The organism is Streptomyces sp. NPDC042346, from assembly GCF_055581845.1.
In genome coordinates, this window is sequence record NZ_JBVJEH010000012.1 from 142,545 (window position 1) to 161,919 (window position 19,375).

At 69.3% G+C, this 19,375-nt stretch carries 17 protein-coding genes; 7 read left to right on the forward strand and 10 right to left on the reverse strand.

The window, feature by feature from the left end; genetic code table 11:
- The first annotated feature begins 26 nt into the window (after positions 1 to 26).
- Together ACZ6K0_RS36040 and ACZ6K0_RS36045 are read left to right on the forward strand one after the other, a co-directional pair.
- Positions 27 to 1,241: a hypothetical protein gene (locus ACZ6K0_RS36040; RefSeq protein ID WP_469235466.1), complete on the forward strand. Its 1,215-nt coding sequence runs from the start codon at positions 27 to 29 to the stop codon at positions 1,239 to 1,241.
- 110 nt (positions 1,242 to 1,351) lie between these two features.
- Positions 1,352 to 2,908 (forward strand): CocE/NonD family hydrolase, encoded by a 1,557-nt coding sequence (locus tag ACZ6K0_RS36045; protein ID WP_469235467.1) that lies wholly within the window; start codon positions 1,352 to 1,354, stop codon positions 2,906 to 2,908.
- Between the two features lie 38 nt (positions 2,909 to 2,946).
- On the opposite strand, the gene ACZ6K0_RS36050 is transcribed toward ACZ6K0_RS36045, so the two are convergent.
- The 9 genes from ACZ6K0_RS36050 to ACZ6K0_RS36090 form a co-directional block, all read right to left on the reverse strand.
- Positions 2,947 to 3,804, reverse strand: a complete 858-nt coding sequence (locus ACZ6K0_RS36050) for an amino acid ABC transporter permease (protein WP_376407855.1) — start codon at positions 3,802 to 3,804, stop codon at positions 2,947 to 2,949.
- On the reverse strand, positions 3,801 to 4,445 hold the full coding sequence (locus tag ACZ6K0_RS36055; RefSeq protein ID WP_376407856.1) for an amino acid ABC transporter permease: 645 nt from the start codon (positions 4,443 to 4,445) through the stop codon (positions 3,801 to 3,803). Before ACZ6K0_RS36055 ends, ACZ6K0_RS36050 begins: the two co-directional genes overlap by 4 nt.
- Positions 4,446 to 4,463: 18 nt before the next feature.
- On the reverse strand, positions 4,464 to 5,384 hold the full coding sequence (locus ACZ6K0_RS36060; RefSeq protein ID WP_469235482.1) for a glutamate ABC transporter substrate-binding protein: 921 nt from the start codon (positions 5,382 to 5,384) through the stop codon (positions 4,464 to 4,466).
- 14 nt (positions 5,385 to 5,398) lie between these two features.
- Positions 5,399 to 6,145 (reverse strand): amino acid ABC transporter ATP-binding protein, encoded by a 747-nt coding sequence (locus ACZ6K0_RS36065; RefSeq protein ID WP_376407859.1) that lies wholly within the window; start codon positions 6,143 to 6,145, stop codon positions 5,399 to 5,401.
- A gap of 194 nt (positions 6,146 to 6,339) precedes the next feature.
- Complete coding sequence (locus ACZ6K0_RS36070) at positions 6,340 to 6,786, reverse strand: DUF6278 family protein (protein ID WP_376407860.1); 447 nt, start codon at positions 6,784 to 6,786, stop codon at positions 6,340 to 6,342.
- A 115-nt stretch (positions 6,787 to 6,901) separates the two neighbouring features.
- Entirely contained in the window at positions 6,902 to 7,681 is a 780-nt protein-coding gene (locus ACZ6K0_RS36075; protein ID WP_469235470.1) for an exodeoxyribonuclease III, read from the reverse strand.
- 39 nt (positions 7,682 to 7,720) lie between these two features.
- The gene (locus ACZ6K0_RS36080) at positions 7,721 to 8,356 is read right to left on the reverse strand and encodes an MBL fold metallo-hydrolase (RefSeq protein WP_376407862.1); all 636 of its coding nucleotides are present in this window, start codon (positions 8,354 to 8,356) and stop codon (positions 7,721 to 7,723) included.
- Positions 8,357 to 8,377: 21 nt separating this feature from the next.
- Positions 8,378 to 9,637: a bifunctional 3-oxoadipate enol-lactonase/4-carboxymuconolactone decarboxylase PcaDC gene (pcaDC, locus tag ACZ6K0_RS36085; protein WP_469577707.1), complete on the reverse strand. Its 1,260-nt coding sequence runs from the start codon at positions 9,635 to 9,637 to the stop codon at positions 8,378 to 8,380.
- A 31-nt stretch (positions 9,638 to 9,668) separates the two neighbouring features.
- Positions 9,669 to 10,769 (reverse strand): IS110 family RNA-guided transposase, encoded by a 1,101-nt coding sequence (locus ACZ6K0_RS36090; protein ID WP_469577709.1) that lies wholly within the window; start codon positions 10,767 to 10,769, stop codon positions 9,669 to 9,671.
- 703 nt (positions 10,770 to 11,472) lie between these two features.
- On the opposite strand from ACZ6K0_RS36090, the gene ACZ6K0_RS36095 reads away from it, so the two are divergent.
- The 4 genes from ACZ6K0_RS36095 to ACZ6K0_RS36110 all read left to right on the forward strand — a co-directional run bounded on the left by ACZ6K0_RS36095 (position 11,473) and on the right by ACZ6K0_RS36110 (position 17,303).
- Positions 11,473 to 14,484: an ATP-binding protein gene (locus tag ACZ6K0_RS36095; protein WP_469236299.1), complete on the forward strand. Its 3,012-nt coding sequence runs from the start codon at positions 11,473 to 11,475 to the stop codon at positions 14,482 to 14,484.
- Positions 14,481 to 15,686: a response regulator gene (locus ACZ6K0_RS36100; protein WP_469236300.1), complete on the forward strand. Its 1,206-nt coding sequence runs from the start codon at positions 14,481 to 14,483 to the stop codon at positions 15,684 to 15,686. The genes ACZ6K0_RS36095 and ACZ6K0_RS36100 overlap by 4 nt, the downstream gene beginning before the upstream one ends.
- 436 nt (positions 15,687 to 16,122) lie before the next feature.
- Positions 16,123 to 16,761, forward strand: a complete 639-nt coding sequence (locus ACZ6K0_RS36105; RefSeq protein WP_469236301.1) for a hypothetical protein — start codon at positions 16,123 to 16,125, stop codon at positions 16,759 to 16,761.
- Entirely contained in the window at positions 16,650 to 17,303 is a 654-nt protein-coding gene (locus ACZ6K0_RS36110) for a hypothetical protein (protein ID WP_469236302.1), read from the forward strand. The genes ACZ6K0_RS36105 and ACZ6K0_RS36110 overlap by 112 nt, the downstream gene beginning before the upstream one ends.
- 12 nt (positions 17,304 to 17,315) lie before the next feature.
- On the opposite strand, the gene ACZ6K0_RS36115 is transcribed toward ACZ6K0_RS36110, so the two are convergent.
- Complete coding sequence (locus tag ACZ6K0_RS36115; RefSeq protein ID WP_469577712.1) at positions 17,316 to 17,450, reverse strand: hypothetical protein; 135 nt, start codon at positions 17,448 to 17,450, stop codon at positions 17,316 to 17,318.
- A 178-nt stretch (positions 17,451 to 17,628) separates the two neighbouring features.
- Between ACZ6K0_RS36115 and ACZ6K0_RS36120 the strand changes: the two genes are divergently transcribed.
- Entirely contained in the window at positions 17,629 to 18,006 is a 378-nt protein-coding gene (locus ACZ6K0_RS36120; RefSeq protein WP_469236303.1) for a hypothetical protein, read from the forward strand.
- The last annotated feature ends 1,369 nt before the right edge of the window (positions 18,007 to 19,375 follow it).

Genomic DNA, 19,375 nt, shown 5'->3' on the forward strand with positions numbered 1-19,375 from the left:
TGCATCACACGGAGAACAGGGGGCACATGGGGAACACGCGGAAGTTCGATGAGGACGCGGTGTTGCGGGCGCGGGTCGCGCTGCTGGGGTCCGGGCGGCTGACGCCCCGGGAAGAAGTGGAGGCGTACCGCGTACTCGCGGAGGTGAGTCCGCGGACCTATCTGCCGAAGCTGGTACAGGTCCTCGTCAACCACGGCTACAGCCTCGGGAATCCGGAGCTTCGGCCGGCTCTCTACGCGGAAGCGGTGGCAGCGGCACGGCGGTTCGACGCGGAGGTGCCGGACCGGGACGAGTGGCTGCGCCGCGCCTTGGAGAGCCACGAGCGCGCGCTGTTCGCGGTCGGCCGGCGGGCGGAGGGGCGCGCGGTGTGCGAGGAACTCGCGCGGACCGCGCCGTACGGTCGCCTCACGCTGGTCCTGGCAGAGGAGGGGCGCCACGCGGAGGCGGCCGAGCTGTACAGCCGCCACGTCACGCCCGGGGACGCGGACGTGTCCGACTGGACGCTGATCGAGTGGGCGGCCGAACTCGACGCGGCCGGACGGCGCGAGGAGGCTCTGGGGGTCTTCGGACGCCTCGTGGACGACACGCGTCACAGAGTGGCCGAGGACCGTACGCCACTGGCCTCCTCGGTGTGGAAACTGAACCACTACACCGGGATGCTCCGGGACGCCGGACACCGGCGCGAGGAAGCCGCCGCACGCCGCGAGGCGCTCGCCCTGCTCGCCCGTCTCGCCCAGGGCGGCGAGCCGGCGAGCTGGGGCAACATCCGGGCCACGTGGGTCACTCTCCTCGTCCTCTCGGGCCGCCCGGCCGAACCGGTCGCCACCCCCGAAGGCCCGCTGCCCCCGTTCGGGGCCTACCCCTTCCACGGCTGGTCGCCCGATACGCGGGAGGCCTACTTCGACTCCGTCCCCGCACTCGAACGGGAGGCCGTCACCCTGCGCGAGTCCGGCGATCTCCCGGGACTCGTCACCGCCCACCGCCGGCTGACCCTCCGCCGGGCGCTCCACCGGGAGACCCGCGGCTTCCGGGACGAGGAGGCGCTGCGTCCCGTCTTCGACGAAGGCGTCGCGCTCGCCCGGCGCCTTCCGGCCTCGCCGGGGACGCTCGTCCGAGCCCTGACCGACCGGTCCATGTTCCTCGCCGCCGTCGAACGGTACGCGGAGGCGCACGCCGACTTCGCGGAGGCCGACGCGCTCCTCGACGGCGGCACCCCGCCCCCAATCGTTACCCGCACGTAACTTACCGACCGGTTACCCCGGGTACGCGCCCCCGGTTACCGTCGGGTCACTTTCACTGCCCCCCCAGCCCGTACTGCCGTCCCCAGCAGTACCCCAGTGAGGAGTGACCCGTGCGCACATCCCTGGCGCTCGCCGTCTCGGCCGCTCTCGCGGCCGGGACGGCCCTCGGCCTGGCTCCCGCCGCCCAGGCCGTCGAGTCCGGCCGGACCGGCATCCGCTTCGTCGACATCGCCGGGGAGGGCGGCACCGTCCTCAAGGCGAACGTCGTCACCCCGGAAGGCGCCGGCGCCTCGGCCCGCCTCCCCCTGATCGTGCTGCCCACGAGCTGGGCCATGCCCCAGATCGAGTACCTCGCCCAGGCGCAGAAGCTCGCCGACTCCGGTTACATCGTGGTGAGTTACAACTCGCGCGGCTTCTGGCAGTCCGGCGGCGAGATCGAGACCGCGGGCCCGAAGGACGTCGCCGACGCCTCGAAGGTCATCGACTGGGCCCTCGCGAACACCCCGGCCGACGCCGACCACGTGGGCATGGCCGGCGTCTCCTACGGCGCGGGGATCAGCCTGCTCGCCGCCGCGCACGACCCCCGGGTCAAGGCCGTCGCCGCGCTCAGCGGCTGGGCCGACCTCATCGACTCCATCTACAGCGGCCGCACCCAGCACCTCCAGGCCGCCGCCCTGCTCGGCGGAGCCGGCTACCTCACCGGGCGTCCCGGTCCCGAACTCCAGGAGATCCTGGGCGACTTCCTCTCGTCGAACCTCGACAAGGAGGACGAGATGATCGCCTGGGGCCGCGAGCGGTCCCCGGTCACCTACCTGGACCGGATCAACGCCAACGGCGCCGCGATCATGATGGGCAACGCCTGGGGCGACACGATCTTCCCGCCCAACCAGTACGCGAGCTTCTACGAGAAGCTCACCGGCCCCAAGCGGCTGGAGTTCCGCCCCGGCGACCACGCCACCGCCGAGGCCACCGGCATCCTCGGACTCCCCAACGACACCTGGACCAACGCCCACCGCTGGTTCGACCACCACCTCAAGGGCGTCGACAACGGCATCGACCGTGAGCAGCCGGTCCAGCTCAAGTCCCGTTCCACCGACGGCTACGAGGGCTACGCCGACTGGAAGTCGGTCAACGCCGACCAGCGGAAGTTCGACCTCGACGGTACGCAGCGGGTCTGGGCGAACGTCGACTCCGGCGCCAACGGCGGCATCACCCTGCTGACCAACCTCCTGGACCAGTTCCTCCGCACCCCGCCCACCGTCTCCGTCCCGCTGCTCCCCCGCGCCTTCGCCGGCGTCTGGCAGTCCGAGCGGTACGACACGCCGCAGCGGGTGCGCGGCACGGCCAAGGTGCACACCACGGTCACGTCGACGAAGGAGAGCGGCACCCTCGTCGCGTACCTCTACGACGTGGGCCCGCTCGGGGTGGGCAAGCTGGTCAGCAACGCCCCGTACACCTTCCACGGCAGGACGCCGGGGCAGCCGTTCGCCGTCGATCTGGAGCTGTTCTCCACGGCGTACGACGTACCCGCCGGACACCGGCTCGCCCTGGTCGTCGACACCGTCGACCCGCTCTACATCGAGCACAACCCGACCGGCGCGCAGCTGACCTTCTCCTCCCCCTCGGCCGACCCGTCGTACGTGTCGGTACCGCTGCGGAAGAAGTGATCACCGGCTGCTGCCGGGCGGGCAGGGCTTCACAGCAGCTACTGCGCTCCCGGCAGCAGCGTTCCGGGTTCGGCCGGTGGGACGTCCACGGCCTTCGTCTTCGGGCTGCGGCGCTCTCGGCGGGCCACCCAGGTGGCGAACCAGGAGAGCAGCATGCACATCCCGATGTAGATCGGTGAGATGACCAGCACGACGGGGATGAACGGCAGGTCGTAGTCGAGGTTCGACGCGATCAGCTTGCCCGCGTGGAGGAACTCCTCGTAGGTGATGAGGAAGCCGAGCGAGGTGTCCTTGAGGGCCACCACGAGCTGGCTGATGATGGCCGGCAGCATCGCCCGGACGGCCTGCGGCGCGAGGACGTACGTCATGACCTGCGTCTTGCGCATGCCGAGCGCGTACGCGGCCTCGCCCTGGCCGCGCGCGACCGCGTGGATGCCGGTGCGGAAGACCTCGGCGAGCACCGAGCCGTTGTAGAGGGTCAGTCCCGCGACGAGCGCGGGCAGCGGCTGCACCTTCAGCGCCACGAAGATGAAGAAGATCATCACGAGGACGGGCATCGCGCGGAAGAACTCGACGAGCAGCGTCGAGGTCCAGCGCAGCACGCGGTGCTCGGAGAGCCGCCCGGCGGCGAGGACCCCGCCGAACGCGAGCGAGAGCACCGAGGCGTAAGCGAAGGCCTTGAGGGTGTTGCCGAGGCCTTCGAGCAGGAGCCTCTGGATGCCCTCGTAGAGGAAGGGCGACCACTTGGTGGAGGTGAACTGCTCGGTGTCGAAGAGGAGATGGAGGAACCAGCCGGCCAGCGCGAGGATCACGACGGTGGACGCGATGCCGTAGAGGAGATGGCGCCGCCGGGCGTGCGGCCCGGGGACGTCGTAGAGGGCGGTGGACTCGGTCATCGGGCGACTCCCCAGCGCTTCTCCAGGACGTGGAAGAGGGCGCTGATGGTGAGGGTGATGATCAGGTATCCGACGGCGATCCAGACGAAGGTCCAGACGATGTTGTAGCCGAGCTCGCTCAACGTCTTGTAGGTGCCGAGGAGTTCGGTGACGCTGAAGGCCCCGGCGATCGCCGAGTTCTTGGCGAGGGCGATCAGGGTGGAGCCGATGGGCGGGATGACCGTGCGGAAGGCCTGTGGCAGGACCACCGTGCCGAGGGTCTGGGAGAAGGTCATGCCCAGGCTGCGGGCCGCCTCTCCCTGGCCGCGCGGCACGGTGTTGATGCCGGAGCGCAGCACCTCGCAGATGAAGGCCGAGGTGTAGCAGCCGAGCGCGAGGACGGCGAACACCTCGAAGGGCAGGACGATTCCGAAGCGGGGCAGGCCCAGCATGACCGCGAAGAAGAGCAGGGTCAGCGGGGTGTTGCGCAGGACGGTGACCCAGACCGTGCCGAAGACCCGGAAGGAGCCCACGGGCGCGACTCGGAAGGCGGCCATGACGAAGCCCAGGACGAGGGCCAACGCCGACGCGTAGACGGTCAGTTCGACGGTGCCGAGGAAGCCGTCGACGTAGAGGGAGAAGTTGTCGGTCAGGACGTCCATGTCGGGTGGCTCCTCCGGTCAGCTCGCCGGGTAGCGGTCGATGGCGGGCGGCGTGGGGGCGGGGACCCCGGAGAGGCCGAGGGTGGCGTCGTAGGCCTTCTTCCAGTCACCGTTCTTCTCGTGGGCGGCGATGGCGTCGTCGAGGGCGAACCGCAGCGCGTCGTCCCCGTGCGGGACGCCGATGCCGTACGGCTCCTCGGAGAAGGGCTTGCCGACGACCTTGAGTTCGTCGGGGACCTTTGCGGCGTACCCCATGAGGATGGTGTCGTCGGTGGTGACCGCGTCGACCTGGTAGGTCAGCAGGTTGTCCACGCAGACGGAGTACGTGTCGTAGGCGACGAGTTCGGCCTTCGGATAGTCCTTCTCGATCCGCTGGTACGGGGTGGATCCGGCGGCCGAGCAGACCCGCTTGCCGGCCAGGTCCTGCGGTCCGGCGATGTCGTTCTCGTCGGTCCGGACGAGGAGGGACTGGCCCGCCAGGTAGTAGGGGCCTGCGAAGCCGACGAGCTTCTTGCGGTTGTCGTTGATGGTGTAGGTGCCGACGTAGTAGTCGATCTGGCCGTTCTGCAGGGCGGTTTCGCGGTTGGCCGAGGCGATCGTACGGAAGTCGATGCCGGCCGGTTCGAAGCCGAGGGAGGCCGCCATCATCTTGGCGATCTCGATGTCGAAGCCGGAGTAGCGGCCGGTGGCGGGGTCCTTCTCGCCCATGTAGGGCTGGTCCTCCTTGGCCCCGACGACGAGGTGACCGCGCTTCTTCGCCCGGTTCCAGGTGCCGGAGTCGGGCAGGGTGAAGCCCGACCGGACCTGGTAGACGGGGAGTCGGTCGGGCTGCGGGCCCTTGACGGGCGGGCTGCCCTCCCGGCCGCAGCCGCCGAGGGCCGCCGCCACCGCGAGCAGCAGGGCGATCGCGGCCAGGGGGTTCCGATGCGTACGCTGCATGGTCACCGGCCCGCTCAGTGCTTGAGGATCTTGGAGAGGAAGTCCTTGGCGCGCTCGCTGCGCGGACTCGTGAAGAACTCCTCGGGCGTGCGGTCCTCGACGATGCGTCCGTCGGCCATGAAGACGACGCGGTTGGCGGCGGAGCGGGCGAAGCCCATCTCGTGGGTGACGACGACCATCGTCATGCCGTCCCGGGCGAGTTGCTGCATGACCTCCAGGACCTCGTTGATCATCTCGGGGTCGAGCGCGGAGGTCGGCTCGTCGAAGAGGAGGGCCTTGGGGTCCATGGCGAGGGCGCGGGCGATGGCGACGCGCTGCTGCTGGCCGCCGGAGAGCTGGGCCGGGTACTTCTCGGCGTGCGCGGCGAGGCCGACCCGGTCGAGGAGTTCGCGCGAACGCCGGTCGGCCTCCTCCTTCTTGCGCTTGCGGACCTTGATCTGCGCGAGGGAGACGTTGGCCAGGACGGTCTTGTGCGCGAAGAGGTTGAAGGACTGGAAGACCATGCCGACCTCGGCCCGCAGCCGGGCGAGCGCCTTGCCCTCGTCGGGGAGGGGCTGTCCGTCGATGACGATCTCGCCCGACTCGACGCGCTCCAGCCGGTTCATGGCCCGGCAGAGGGTGGACTTGCCCGAGCCCGAGGGGCCGATGACGACGACCACCTCGCCGCGACCGACGGTGAGGTCGACGTCCTGAAGGACGTGCAGCGCGCCGTAGTGCTTGTTGACGCCACGCAGTTCGATCAGCGGATCGACGACGGCCATGCGCTGCCCTGCCCCATTTCTCAGCGGTGTCGCGGTCAGCGCAAACTATCCACCAGAAAAAGGGACTTCACGGCCGACACGCATGAAACCGAAATAAGCCGTATTTACTGCAAAAGGGTGGAGATCGGCAGGGCCGAGACGGGGTCCGGGCGGGCGCGCATCGTGTACTCGGCGGGGTCCGGGCGGGCGCCCGCTCACTGCTCGGAGGCCTCCGCGTACACCTGGTAGAGCTCCGGCGCCCCCGTCATCGCCCAGTCCAGACCGGCCTCGACGACCTGGACCTCCCGGCCGGAGGCGAGCCGCACCACGGGGCCGCCGCCGGGCCACACCTGCCACCGGGCCCCGGGGACGTTCCGGACGATCACGGTGCCGAGATAGAGACCGGCGTCGTTGCCGATCCAGGGGAGCTCCTCCGGGTCGTCCCGCCAGCGGGGCGGCAGCTGGTCCAGCTCCTGGAGGGAGCGCGGGCTGTCGTCGAGCGCCACCCCGGCCTCCTCGACGCGGGCGCGGAGCAGCTCGCACTCGGCGAGCAGCTCCCCCACTCCCTCGGGGTCACGGTCGAAGGCCGCGGTCAGCGGCGATTCGGCGTCGCCCTCGGTCTCGTGGCGCTTGCGCCAGCTGTCCAGAAACGGAATGTTCATCCGAACAGCCTCGCACCGTCACCCACGGGTCGACCACCCGGCGCGCGGAGATCATCTCGGCGTGCCGACCGTCCCCACCTGCGGGGAGCGTGCGGGACAGGCCTCCCCGGAGACTCTAGACGTCGAGGTCGACCACGACGGGCGCGTGGTCCGAGGCGCCCTTGCCCTTGCGCTCCTCGCGGTCCACGTAACTGTCCGAGACCGCCTCGGCGAAGGGCTTGTTGCCGTAGACCAGGTCGATGCGCATGCCCTTGTTCTTCGGGAAGCGGAGCTGGCGGTAGTCCCAGTACGTGTACGGGTGGTCGTACTTGAGGGGGCGGGGGACCACGTCGGTCAGACCGGTCTCGCGCAGGCCGGCGAGGGCGGCCCGCTCCGCCTCCGTGACGTGCGTGGCGCCCTCGAACTCCGCGATGTCCCAGACGTCCTCGTCGGCCGGGGCGATGTTGTAGTCGCCGAGGACGGCGAAGGGCCGCTCGCCCGCCGCGTCCTCCCCGACGGCCGCCTTGAGCGCCTCCAGCCAGCGCAGCTTGTACGCGTAGTGCTCGTGGACGACCTCGCGGCCGTTCGGCACGTACACCGACCAGACGCGGACCGGGCCGCAGGTCGCGGAGATGGCCCGGGGCTCCTGCGCGCCGTCGTACTCGGGGCCGCCGGGCAGGCCCGTGACCACGTCCGCGAGGCCGACGCGGGAGACCAGGGCCACGCCGTTCCACCGTCCGGTGGCGTTGACCACCGAGTCGTACCCCAGCGCGCGCAGCTCCTCGGTGGGGAACTGCTCGGCGGTGCACTTGGTCTCCTGGATGCACAGCACGTCGGTGCCGGTGCTCTCCAGCCAGGCCAGGAGACGGGGCAGCCGGGCGGTGATCGAATTGACGTTCCAGGTGGCGATGCGCATGGGCGCAAGCCTACTGGCGGGGTGTGACAGTCGCCGGATTCAGAGCTCGGCGGAGGCGCCCGGGGCGAGTCGGGAGTGGTCGGTGCCGCCGAGGGCGCCGATCTGCCGGTCGTAGATCGGCCGGGCGAGGTCGGTGAGGAGGGCGTCGTGGATGTCGTACGCCCGGCGCGGCTTCACCTCGCGCACGTAGTCGATGACCTCGGAGATCTTGTTCCAGGGGGCCATGACCGGCAGCAGCAGGGTGTCGACCGGCCGGTCCGGGACGGTGAGCGCGTCGCCGGGGTGGAAGACGGCGCCGCCGTCGACGAGGTAGCCCACGTTGGTGACGCGCGGGATGTCGGGGTGGATCACCGCGTGCAGCTCGCCGTGGACCTGGACGTCGAATCCGGCGGCGGTGAAGGCGTCGCCGTGCCCGACGGTGTGCACGCGGCCGGGGAAGGCCGCCGAGAGCTGGTCGGCGACGCTCCGCAGCGTCCAGATCTCGGCGGCCGGGTTGGCCTCGAGGGCGGCGCGCAGCCGGCCCTCGTCGAAGTGGTCCGGGTGCTCGTGGGTGACGAGCAGGACGTCGGCTCCGACGACCGCGTCCTCCTCGGTGAACATCCCCGGGTCGAGGACGAGCGTCCGCCCGTCCTTCTCCAGCCGGACACAGGCGTGGGACTTCTTGGTCAGCTTCACGCGGCCAGGTTAGCGGCCGGGTCACGCCGGGGGCGTCGTCTCCTCCCGGATGGCGCGGGCGACCGCGCGCTGCGCGGTCTCGGCGGCCGGGAGGCCGCAGTACACGGCGGTGTGGAGCACGATCTCGCGGAGCTCGTCGGGCGACAGGCCGTTGCGGAGGGCGGCCCTGGTGTGGTCGGCGAGCGCCTCGTGGTGGCCTCCGGCGATGAGCGCCGTGAGGGTGACGACGCTGCGGGTGCGCCGGTCGAGGCCCTCGCGGCCCCAGACCTCGCCCCAGGCGTACCGGGTGACGAGGTCCTGGAGGGCGCTGTCGGGGTCGTCGGCGAGGGCCTGGTCCACGTGCGCGTCGCCGAGGACCTCGCGGCGCAGGCCGAGCCCCGTCTCGTACGGGTCGGGCCGCCCGGCGACGGCGGGCTCGGCGGCCGGGGCCGCGGGGGCGGGCTCGGCGGCGGGCACCGGGACCGCGGGGAGCGGCGGCACGGTCAGGGTGCCGCTGGCCTCCTGGGCGGTGCCCGCGAAGTGCTCGATGAGCAGGTCGGTGACGGCGGCTGGCTGCTCGACGGGGGCGAGGTGCGAGGCGCCGGGGACGACGGCGAGCCGGGCGTCGGCGATGCCGGCGACCAGGGTGCGGGCCTCGGCGGGGCCGGTGACCTGGTCCTCGGAGCCGACGAGGACGAGGGCGGGGACGCCGATGCGGTCGAGCGACTCGCGGACGTCGAAGACCGCGAGGGCCTCGCAGGCGGCGACGTAGCAGGCCGGGTCCGTCGTGCGGACCATCTGGACGGCCCACTCGACGATCGCCGGCTGCGCGCCCGCGAAGAGCGGGGTGAACCACTGCTCGGGGGCGGCCCGGGCCATCGGCTCCAGACCGTTGGCCCGCACGATGACCCCGCGCTGCCGGAACTCGTCGGCGCTGCCGAACCGCGGCGAGGTGGCGACCAGGGCGAGCGAGGCGACCCGCTGGGGTGCCCGCAGCGCGAGGTCGAGGCCGACGGCGCCGCCGAGGGAGCAGCCCGCGTAGCCGAAGCGCTGGACGCCGATCGCGTCGAGGGTGGCGAGGAGCCGGTCGCCGAGTTCGGCGACGGAGGTGAAGGGCTCGGCCGGAGCACCGCCGTGCCCGGGAAGGTCGAAACGGACGACCCGCCACTCACGGGTGAGCTCGGGTATCTGCCGGTCCCACATGTGCCATGTGGTACCGAGAGACGGCCCGATGACCAGCACTGGGGCGTCTTCTGGCCCGTCAGAGCGGTACTGCAGGGTATCGATCTTGGTCTCGCTCACCGGTTCACACCTTCATCTGTCACGACAGCCCCTATAGCGTCGGGTACGAATGGGTGGTCCTGACCAGGTGGAACACCTCACGGGCAGCGTAGCGTTTGAGGCATCGGACGATTTCGCGTCGGGTCTTGCCCTGTCGGGTACGGCGCTCGTAGTACTCCTGGGTGCGGGGGTCGAAGCGCAGGCGGGTCTGCACGATCCGGTGCAGGGCGGCGTTGGCCTGCCGGTCGCCGCCGCGGTTGAGGCGACGGTACTGCCGCGCGCCTGAGGATCGCTCGACGGGGCTGACCCCGCACAGCGCGGCAAAAGATGCCTCACTGCCCAGACGCTCGGGGTTGTCCCCCATCGTGATCAGCAGGGTCACGGCGGTATCCGGGCCGATGCCCATCACGTCGAGGAGTTGCGGGGCATGGCGTTCCACGAGCCGGGCCAGACGGGCGTCCACGTCCCGGATCTGCTCGGAGAGCTGGCCGATCCGGTGGGCCAGCAGGCGCAGGGTGATGCGGGTGGCCTGTGGCACCGACTCCTCGCCGCCCTCTTCGTGACTGCTCGCGTCGGTGAACCGCGCACAGGTACGGAAGAGTTCGGCATTACCCAGTCCGGCCAACTCTTCCCGCAGGGCGGGATCAGCAGTGATGAGGACGGCCTTGAGCTGGTTGATGGCCTGCGTGCGGGCTTTGACCGCCGACGCCTTCGTGAGTTTGTACATTCTCGCGATCTGTACCGGTCCGTCGCCCGACTTGGCCCGGGCGCGGGCCCGCCCGCTCAGTACGGCTCGCGCCGCGTTCTCGGCATCGAACGGATCCGATTTGCCGCGCCGACGGCGATCGGCCCGGTCCATCCGATTCACATCAATCACGTCGATGCCCTGGGCCAGCAGATAACGCGACAGCGAAGCCCCGTAAGAGCCGGTCCCCTCCACCCCGGCCTGCCTCACGGTTCCCCACTTCATGGCCCACCGCAGCAGATCGCGGTATCCAACCGCAGTGGCCGGGAACTCGTCGGTGGCAAGCACTGCCCCCGTCAGGGAGAGCACCGCAGCCACATGCGTATCTCGGTGCGTGTCCACTCCCAGCACCGCCTCCCCCGCAGCGGGGCGGCGGCGGGTCTTCGGAGCAGGCGACGTACTGGACATGCCCGTTCCCCTTCCGGTCCGATGGCGTGTCGCGTTGCCGGCACCGGGCCGCGTCGGGCGGTCAGAATCGTGAGGACGCCACAACGATCGGCAGGCCCCTATCGGGACACACCCCGCCGGCCCGGTACCGACAACACACCATCCCCACCCAAGAGCCGACACTGTGACACCAGGACACCTCGGTCAGAAATGTCATGAGTCAGACCCCGTCCGGGATGGCACCGCACAACCGTCCCACCGATCCCGCACACCCGCATGACCCGACCACGGCCGGGGGACTTCGCCCGAACCGGTGCTCAACCTGGCTGGAGAAGACAGGTAATCGGTTGATTCCCCACCCACTTGTGACCGGCAACGACGGAAGCATCCAAGGCGTTCGGATTCTCCCGGGCCAAGGGCTACACCCTGGTGCGCCAAGGCCAGTTCCCGTGCCGCGTGCTCCGCATCGGCCGCAGCACGCGGGTCGTCACCGCGTCCTTGGTCCGGGTCCTCGAAAGCGGTGGGCCGGAGTACAGCGGTTCCAGCACCTGATGGACGCGGCAACGTCGTCGATGGAGCCCCAGGCGGCGGAGGCAGTGCACGGATTCGGGCCGTGCCGACTGACCAACATCGCCTATATCACGCGAAGTTTGATCTCCTCCCTCTGCGCCCCGGCCATACTGTTTCGTCGGGAGTTGACGGTCCAGCGGGGTGGGGTGCGTGCATGACGGCCGTTGAGGATGATCGGAGCAGGGCGCGCCTTGGCGTGCTTGAACATTCCGTTGAGGCGCGAGTCCGCGAGGCCGCGCCGGCGTTCGCGCACCTGGACGCTCTGGGGCTTCCCGCTCCGCGAGACGGTGCACGGAGCGCGATCGCCACGGCGCTGGTTCACCGGTCGTACCTCTTCGAGAGCCGGGGCGCGCTACCAGGCGTCACACAGACCTCCTTGGACGCAATTGGTCGGCTGGGCAGCGCGTTCCTGTGGAAGACGGCCGCAGTAGAGCGGTACCGCAGGATCGCGAATCCCACGTCCGGGACGATGAGCGCAGATGTTGCCCGGATTGTCGCTACCTTCCCGGCCTGGGCCGCATGTCAGGAGTGGCTGCGAAAGTCCGCGGCCCTGAGCGTGGGACTCGACAGAAATGCGCTTCCGCCGAAGGTGACCACTCTTTTATGCCACCAAGTCATCGGTGTGCTGTGCCTGGAAGGCGAGGAGGAAGTAGCCAGACGACTGCTCGATGGGCACCTGGCCACGCAGCAGCGCGAGATCGCATCCAGCATCAACGACCCGAAGACCGCCCTGTATGAGGTCCTGGGCCACACAGCGTTGACCTGGGGTTATGAGCGCGGTGGTCCCGATCATGCCCCGGTGTTCCGGGCCGTCGTCACCGACACGCGTCGGCGGGCCGGCGAGGGAAGTGGCAGCAACAAGAAGACCGCCGCGCAGCTGGCCGCGCTCGACTTCCTGCAACGGCACTTGCCTCAGGTCCTTACGGCGCGGGATTCCGCGGTCTCACCGCCGCCGCCCGCCCAGGAGATCCACGCATCGCGTGCCCATGTAGACACCGTGCGGCGCTTGGAGACGCTCTTCTCCCTTCCGGAGGCGTCACGCCCCTTGCTCTCCCAGGCACTCGTCCACGCCTCATGGGCGTACGAAAACGGCCACCAGATGGAGAGATACCATCAGCAGGACTACCAGGCCCTGGCCTGCCTGGGAGCCCAGATACTCGGCTACGAGCATCTGCTCGCCACTGCACGACACATCGTCGTGGCGCCCCCCGCCGAATTCGCTTTCACCACTCTCCCCAACAGCGTGTACAACACCGCCTTCCACGAGGTCGGGTTGGCATCAGGGTTACTCCTCGGAGCAGGTCAGCGATCCCTCGGCATACCTTTGGAGATTGGGGCCGACTCCTTCCAAGCCGTGATCGGCGCAGTCTCCGAAGCGGGGGACTTCCAGGGATCGCTGGCCGACCGCTGGCCGCAAGAATGGGCCTCCACATGGCAGTTGGTGGCACCGAGCGCACCACCACCGGTCGAACCCACCACGCGCCTGGCCCGCGCGGCCAGCCTCATGAAGCTCCCCGTGACCTACAAGCACACGGTCACCGGGCCTGACCACCTGCGGCGGTATACGGCGACCGCCGTCCTGGACAGCAAGGCGCTGGGCGTCACGCTCAGAATGCAAGGCGCTGCCGTTGCGGGCAAGGTACCCGCGAAGCACAGTGCTTCCTTGGCTGTGCTCAGTGTCCTCGAACGCCTCGCCGACGGGTCCCCGGCCCGGTCCTTTGACGGGGCCAAGGAAGAGGCCCGCTCCCTCGCCCGGTTCCTCCTCGCCCAGCAGGCTTATCTGCTCAACGCCGCCCCGGTTCCCACGCAACGATGGATCACCGCACGCCTCTTCGGGCTGCATCTCGCCTCGGACGCTCCGGCGCTGCTCAAGTGGGCCGTTGGCGTGGATGAACTGCTGAACCTCGATCTTCCCCTGCAACCCGACAGCCATCTGCGGGACGCGTTCCGTAAGGCCGTCGAGGAACCCGCTGTCCCAGACCCCATCAACACCGTCCTGGCGCGGGCGATAGACACCCTGGAGCGGATCGAGACCCCCGAAGCCATCACCACGGCACATGTACGTCACCTGGTGCAGTTGTGCGACGTCTACCGGTGCCTCGGTTCCGACGATCCCGACATCCTGCTTCCCGATCTCGCCGACGACTGGCGGATCCTTCACCGAGGCCGGCTGAAGGCCCTGCCGGCGCTTCCCCCGGTCCGGATCTCCGGGCGGGCACGAGCCGTCCTCGACGCCGCGCTGTCCGCCCTCGCCTCCGACGGAGGAGAAACCTCCGTCGAAGTTCTCGCCGAGCAGCCGCTACGGCTGGAATTCCGGTCGACTCAACCACCCTCCCCGAGCGTCCTGGAGGAGGTGTGCTCGCTCTGGTCCACAGCCAGCAAAGCAATCACCGTAGAGACGGCCGAACAGGGCATCGACGTGATCGTCGCCATGACAGAGGCCCCGCCCCGACCGGGACCGATCACCCAGGCAGTCCTCGCTGCACTCCAACCCAGCCCGGAGCCCTACCGCGCAGCCGTGGCGGACCTCCTGCACGATCTTAAGAACCAACTTGTCGCCGCCCGCCTCGCCAACTTCCAGCCCGCCGAGAGCCGCACAGCCCGGCTGCAACAACAACTCGCCGCGAGCCGGCACCTCGACGAGGCACACACCCTCGCGCTGCGCCTGCGCGCAGCAACGTCGATGCTCGCCTCGGGCGACACCGAGAGCGTCGAGCTCGGAGCCTTCCTCCGTCAGTATGCCGGAGCAGTCCTCACCCGGCTCCCCGCCAACATCTCGCTGTCGATCCCGACGGCCAAGAGCACCGTCCACGTCGCACTGGGCGCACGCTCCCTGACCGCCATCCTCGACAACCTGGTCGGCAACGCGATCGAAGCGCTGGGCAACGGCGGGGCCATCACCCTGGACTGGACCGCCGATGACTACGAAGCTGCCGTCGAAATCTCCGACGACGGCCCCGGACTCCCCTCAGACATCGCCGCCGCCCTGAACTCGGGCAAGCGAATCCGCAGCACGAAGCGCGGAGGCAACGGCCTCGGCCTCCTGGGAGTCCGCTCGCTGCTGGCCAAGGTCGGGGGACAACTCAGCCTCATCGCCACGCCCTCCGGCACCGCGTGGCTCACCACCCTGCCACTCGCTCCCTCTACGCCACCGGAGTCTGGATGACCCAGCGACTGGCCAACCTGCGCATCCTGGTTGCCGACGACCAGATGGACGTGGCCCGCACGCTGTGCCGGCCGCTGCACAAGGAAGGCGCCCGCCTGCGCTTCGCCGCGGACGGCCACACCGCTCTGCAGGAGATCGACACCCACCCGTTCGACCTCCTGCTGATCGACATGAAGATGCCGCCCGAGGAATGGGGTGGTCTGTGGCTTCTGCGGCAGCTCAAAGAGCGGAAATGCCGTATTCCCAGCCTCGTCTTGTCCGGCGAAGGCTCCAAGCCGCAGGTCATCGAGGCGCTCCGCCTCGATGCAGTCGACTGGGTCGTCAAGGACACCGCCGGAGAAGAACTGCTGGACCGATGCGAAGCGACCCTCACCGACCGCCTGGGCGCATCCCTGGAGGTCGCCACCCACCGCCTGCCGACTCCCCTAGCCCATCGCTTGGCCAGATATGTCCGCGCCACCGATCCCGACAAGAAGATCCACGAGGGCCTGCACGCGCTGGAGTCGATCCTGCGCTTCGCCGCCGTTCTGGGGCTCAGCAGCACCCCGCCCGCACCACTACGGGGAATCACGCCGGACCGGCTGGCAGCCCCGAGCATGGGCACCTGGTTCGACCTGTGCACCGCACTCGCGAATCGGCCCGATGCGGGCAGCGACTTCCGGCGAGTGCATTCCTGGATCACCCCGGAGCGAGCTGATCACCAGCCGATCCAGAGCCTCATCTCCGTACGCAACGCCCTCGCACACGGCCGGGAGACCCCCACAGCGGACCAGGCTGACCAACTCGACCAGCTGCTACGCCGGTTCGCGCACCGCGCGACATCCTCCTGGTGCGCAGATCTCGCGGTGCCCACCTCCATGACCTACGACGGCACCCAGTACACCCTTGAGGTACTCACTCTTCACGGGGTCGGAAAGCCGGCCCCCAGCACGGTGTCGACGCCTACACCGGTGATCACAGGACAACCCATCCTCACGTCCCGCGACGGCACCCTGCTGCCCTTGGCGCCGTGGCTGCTGGCCCACAGGGAACCCGCCTCGGGCACCGTACGCTGCCTGCAATTCGACGGTCTCCAACGCGCAAAAGGGGGTCTGACGCCAGACGCTCCCTTCCGGTACGCGCGAACAGATGACGGCAGGGGCCTCCCCGCCGTCCACCACTCTCAAGCGCACTGGCTGACCCTGGCCCAGTGGACGACGTAACTCCGGCCGGGACCTCAGGGTTCAGACCGTGGCCGGCAGCAGCAGACAGCCGAGCGGGGACGAATCAGAAAGTTCCGGGCTGGAACACTGACGCCAGCTGAAGCGGGCTCCCGGGACCAGCTTCTGACCTGCCGTCAGCCCGCCGGGCTGGCAAGACCGCCCTGGCCTGTGCACGGCCGGTCGCCACGCCAAGCAGGCGCTGGACGGTCAACAGCGGTGTGTCCGCGAGCGTCCTCGTGAGTGACCACGGCACCGGCCACCCATAGTTCGGGCGTCGGTCGCACCACCCGGGAGGTTGTCGACCTGCTGGGGGAGGCGCCGAAGCCGCCGCGCCGCCGTCACCGCTCGGTTCACGCGATGGGTACAGCTCCCCCTTGCCAGTGTCAGCAGCGACAATTCCTATCCGACAGTGCTGTGGGACAGGGGACGCGCGAGTATGAAGACAGACGACTTCTTCCGCAGCAGGCCCGATGAGCGCGTGGACTGGACGGACAGCGGGCACTGGGAGCTGGATGTCGAGCTAATGGAGTCCCTGCGGTTCGGCCCCCTGCCCACCCACTCGCACCTGGACGTCGCTGTGGCCCTGACCCACCTGTTGCACGAGGACTTCGTCGCTCGAGGCACCCGCCACGACGAACGCATGAATGACGAGGAAGTCGTCCTCGCGGTCAAAGCGCACCGGACGGTCCTCGAACGCCTGGGCCTCAAGCCGCCGAAGCTGCCGTTTCGCCATCACAGCGGCTTCTGCGACTACTGGCGCAAAAACGACATGTCCGGGGGCGGCGGATGGCAGGCGCGCCGCGAGTGCATCGCAGAGCTGCTCGGGCCGACCCTGCAGGACTTGGAGGACCTGCAGGAGGCCGAGTACGAGCAACGCTTCAAGAACGGCCCCCGCGGCACCTTCAAGAACCTGATCTTCGGCGCCATCGGCCCGAAGCCGAAGATCGGGATGCGGGATGCGGGATGCGGGATGCGGGATGCGGGATGCGGGATGCGGTCAACAACGACGTGGAGATCGTCCAGAACGCCGAGAACTGCCTCATCTACACCGACCCGCTGCCCACGCAGGGCCTGACCTGGCGCCAGATGGTGACCTGGTGGCGGACCAACCACCTGCCCGACGCCGATGAGCCGCAGGCCGCCGATGCCCTGCACCGGCGGCTGTATCGCTCTCTGGATTCCCTGCCGGAACAGACGGTCCTGCGTACCTACTGCGCCCGCTACGCCGAACCCGACGGATTCGACCTGCCCGCCCTCATCCCGCAGGTCTATCTGCACTACGACCCCTACACCCGCAAGAGCGGCGGATACAGCGGTGCCCTGCATCGCCAGCGCATGGACTTCCTGCTGCTGGCCCCCGACCGCTCCCGCATAGTGATCGAGGTCGACGGGGCCCACCACTACGGCACCAAGAACCCCGCCGATGCGGACGGTCGCGCCACCTACACCGCCTCGCCCCGGCTGTACTCGGAGATGGTCGCCGAGGACCGCCGCCTGCGGCTGGCCGGCTACGAGATTTACCGCTTCGGAGGCTGGGAACTCACGCGTCCCGACAGTCCCCAGATCATCTCCGACTTCTTCACCGAGCTCCTCACCCGCCACAAGCCGGCACCGTAGCGGCGACACCCGTCAGCAGTCGGCCGCGCCCATGGCCTCCAGGTACTCCATCTGCCAGTGCTCGTACTCACCGAGATGAGCCGGGTAGCCGCCCCACAGCAGGTGCGCCAGCTTGTTAAGCTCGTTCACCTGCTCGTAGAAGTTCACGTTCAGCAGCAGGGGACGGGCAGCAGAACGTCCGGCGCCGTGGCCGACCACGCCGTAGCGGTATGTCTCCCCCGTCGCATCTTCGCTGTCCAGCCAGTTCAGCTGACTCCAGGACCGGGAGATCCGCGACCTGCGGCTGCTGATGGGGGACCTTGCCCACTCGGGCCAGTTCCTCCACATGCTGGACCGCTATCTCCGCGCCGATCCCCGCCTGCGCGGCTTCGACGCCGAGCAGGCAAGCCAACACGTCCGCCCGAGCACGGTCTTCGCCCCCCAGTCCTCGCCCTACCTGATCGGCCGACACGACACGTTCCGTCAGACGCTCAAGGCCCCGGTCGCCTACGCCCCCGCCACCATGCAGCCGGCGCCGGTGGGAAGCACCATTTCCTTCGAGCGATCGGACGGTACCTGGGAGTCGGCGTACGTGCCCCAATGGCTACCCGAGAACACCCCGCTGGCGCTGCAGGATGCGGTCACCTCGCGTCGCCGGAACCCGCTCCGCCTCACCCGCGGCACCGGCCGCCAGAGCGCGGCGCGATCCGCAGCAAAGCGGTAGGTGATCGGTAGGTGCGGCCGAGCCCGGTGCCGGCCGCACCCTCGCGACGCGCGCCAGGCTCCGCGGAGGCTCGTCCGCCGCGCCGCAGGCTCCTTCAGGAATGGGGCGGCGCAGGGAGGACAGTGGTTCGTGAGGTGGACGTCTGCGCTGTCCTCGGTGCAGCAGAGGGCGGTTGAGGAGCGAGGTCATGCAGAGCTGCGAGCCAGTGCTCACCGAGCCGCCGGCCGCAGGTCAGTGCGTCGTGGAGGACGACGGTCAGACGCGCGATGTCGTGGTCGCCGGTGAGCGCGGTGAAGCAGAGCAGCCCGGGGCTTGCAGAAAACCCCATCGCCGCAGGTCAGAGCCCGCTCACAGAAGCTGCCGAAACGCTTCCCCGGCCCCTGCGGAACGCAAAGCACATCCCTGCAGCTCAGAGGCGCCGCACCTTCTGCCGCCACGGTTCCATCCCAGGCCCCTCCGCCTCCCGCTTCACTCCCAGTGGCGCGGGCCGGTGGCGACTGGTGCCCGCACTCCCTCGGCGTCGGCATCACCGGCCCCGCGAAGGAGCCGAAAGCATTCCAGCCGCCTCCTACGCGATCGCTGGCGAGGAGGTCTCCGGCCGGTCCGCCTGCGAAGTCGCCGACGACGATGATGCCGCTGCAGGAGTGATGAGCAGGGCCTTGGCGCTTCCAGCCAGGGGATAGACCCACAGATCACCGGCCCATCGGTGGCGAGACATCGGCGCGCTCATCACCAGTGACATCGCCGCCAGCAGTGATCTTGTCGTATGCCCGCCAGCCGCCAGCCTTGATCCGGCTGGCGAAGTTGCCGGCGCCATCGCTTCGAAGGGGTCGCCCCTGCGGCAAGCCCAGCCGGGGTGGCGCCTCCGGCATCTTCTGCGGAGGGCTTACACGGCACCATGACCGACTTGGACACGAGGGCGGCAAAGACTGCGTCGGCTGCCGAGCCGGCGCACTGCGGCTCATCCGTGGCCTCCCCTATCGCGACCTCCAGGCTGCGTTCGCGCCCAGGTTGTGCTGCGTGACCTTGTCCGACTCCCGCAGGACGACGAAGTCGTCGGTCCGCGTCAACCACAGCTCGGCCGCGCATTCGCACACTTCCCCAGAACCACCCGCGAACGCCTGAACATCGAGGTGCCGTCAACTCCGCGCCTAGGGAACATCAGGTCGGCGTCCGAGTCGGACAGCTCGAGGTGACGGCTCCGCCACCGGAATGGCGCACTCGGCAAGGTCAGCGCTCCAATCCGGAAGGTGACGGCGAGAGCGGTACGGCAGCTTTCGCAAGATGCCCAAAAAAACCATTAGGGATAAATGCGGAACACGTTCACGGTCGACCGCAAACGTCCATGAATTGCGCGAAGAGAGCAGAC

What these genes read in the sequence shown, in the direction of transcription:
- ACZ6K0_RS36065 (WP_376407859.1), bottom strand. Translation starts at nt 6,145, where the DNA reads ATGGCCGTCGTCGATCCGCTGATCGAACTGCGTGGCGTCAACAAGCAC.
- ACZ6K0_RS36120 (WP_469236303.1), top strand. Translation starts at nt 17,629, where the DNA reads ATGCTGGACCGCTATCTCCGCGCCGATCCCCGCCTGCGCGGCTTCGAC.
- ACZ6K0_RS36110 (WP_469236302.1), top strand. Translation starts at nt 16,650, where the DNA reads ATGCGGGATGCGGGATGCGGGATGCGGGATGCGGTCAACAACGACGTG.
- ACZ6K0_RS36100 (WP_469236300.1), top strand. Translation starts at nt 14,481, where the DNA reads ATGACCCAGCGACTGGCCAACCTGCGCATCCTGGTTGCCGACGACCAG.
- ACZ6K0_RS36060 (WP_469235482.1), bottom strand. Translation starts at nt 5,384, where the DNA reads ATGCAGCGTACGCATCGGAACCCCCTGGCCGCGATCGCCCTGCTGCTC.
- ACZ6K0_RS36105 (WP_469236301.1), top strand. Translation starts at nt 16,123, where the DNA reads ATGAAGACAGACGACTTCTTCCGCAGCAGGCCCGATGAGCGCGTGGAC.
- ACZ6K0_RS36055 (WP_376407856.1), bottom strand. Translation starts at nt 4,445, where the DNA reads ATGGACGTCCTGACCGACAACTTCTCCCTCTACGTCGACGGCTTCCTC.
- ACZ6K0_RS36095 (WP_469236299.1), top strand. Translation starts at nt 11,473, where the DNA reads ATGACGGCCGTTGAGGATGATCGGAGCAGGGCGCGCCTTGGCGTGCTT.
- ACZ6K0_RS36040 (WP_469235466.1), top strand. Translation starts at nt 27, where the DNA reads ATGGGGAACACGCGGAAGTTCGATGAGGACGCGGTGTTGCGGGCGCGG.
- ACZ6K0_RS36075 (WP_469235470.1), bottom strand. Translation starts at nt 7,681, where the DNA reads ATGCGCATCGCCACCTGGAACGTCAATTCGATCACCGCCCGGCTGCCC.
- ACZ6K0_RS36050 (WP_376407855.1), bottom strand. Translation starts at nt 3,804, where the DNA reads ATGACCGAGTCCACCGCCCTCTACGACGTCCCCGGGCCGCACGCCCGG.
- ACZ6K0_RS36070 (WP_376407860.1), bottom strand. Translation starts at nt 6,786, where the DNA reads ATGAACATTCCGTTTCTGGACAGCTGGCGCAAGCGCCACGAGACCGAG.
- ACZ6K0_RS36090 (WP_469577709.1), bottom strand. Translation starts at nt 10,769, where the DNA reads ATGTCCAGTACGTCGCCTGCTCCGAAGACCCGCCGCCGCCCCGCTGCG.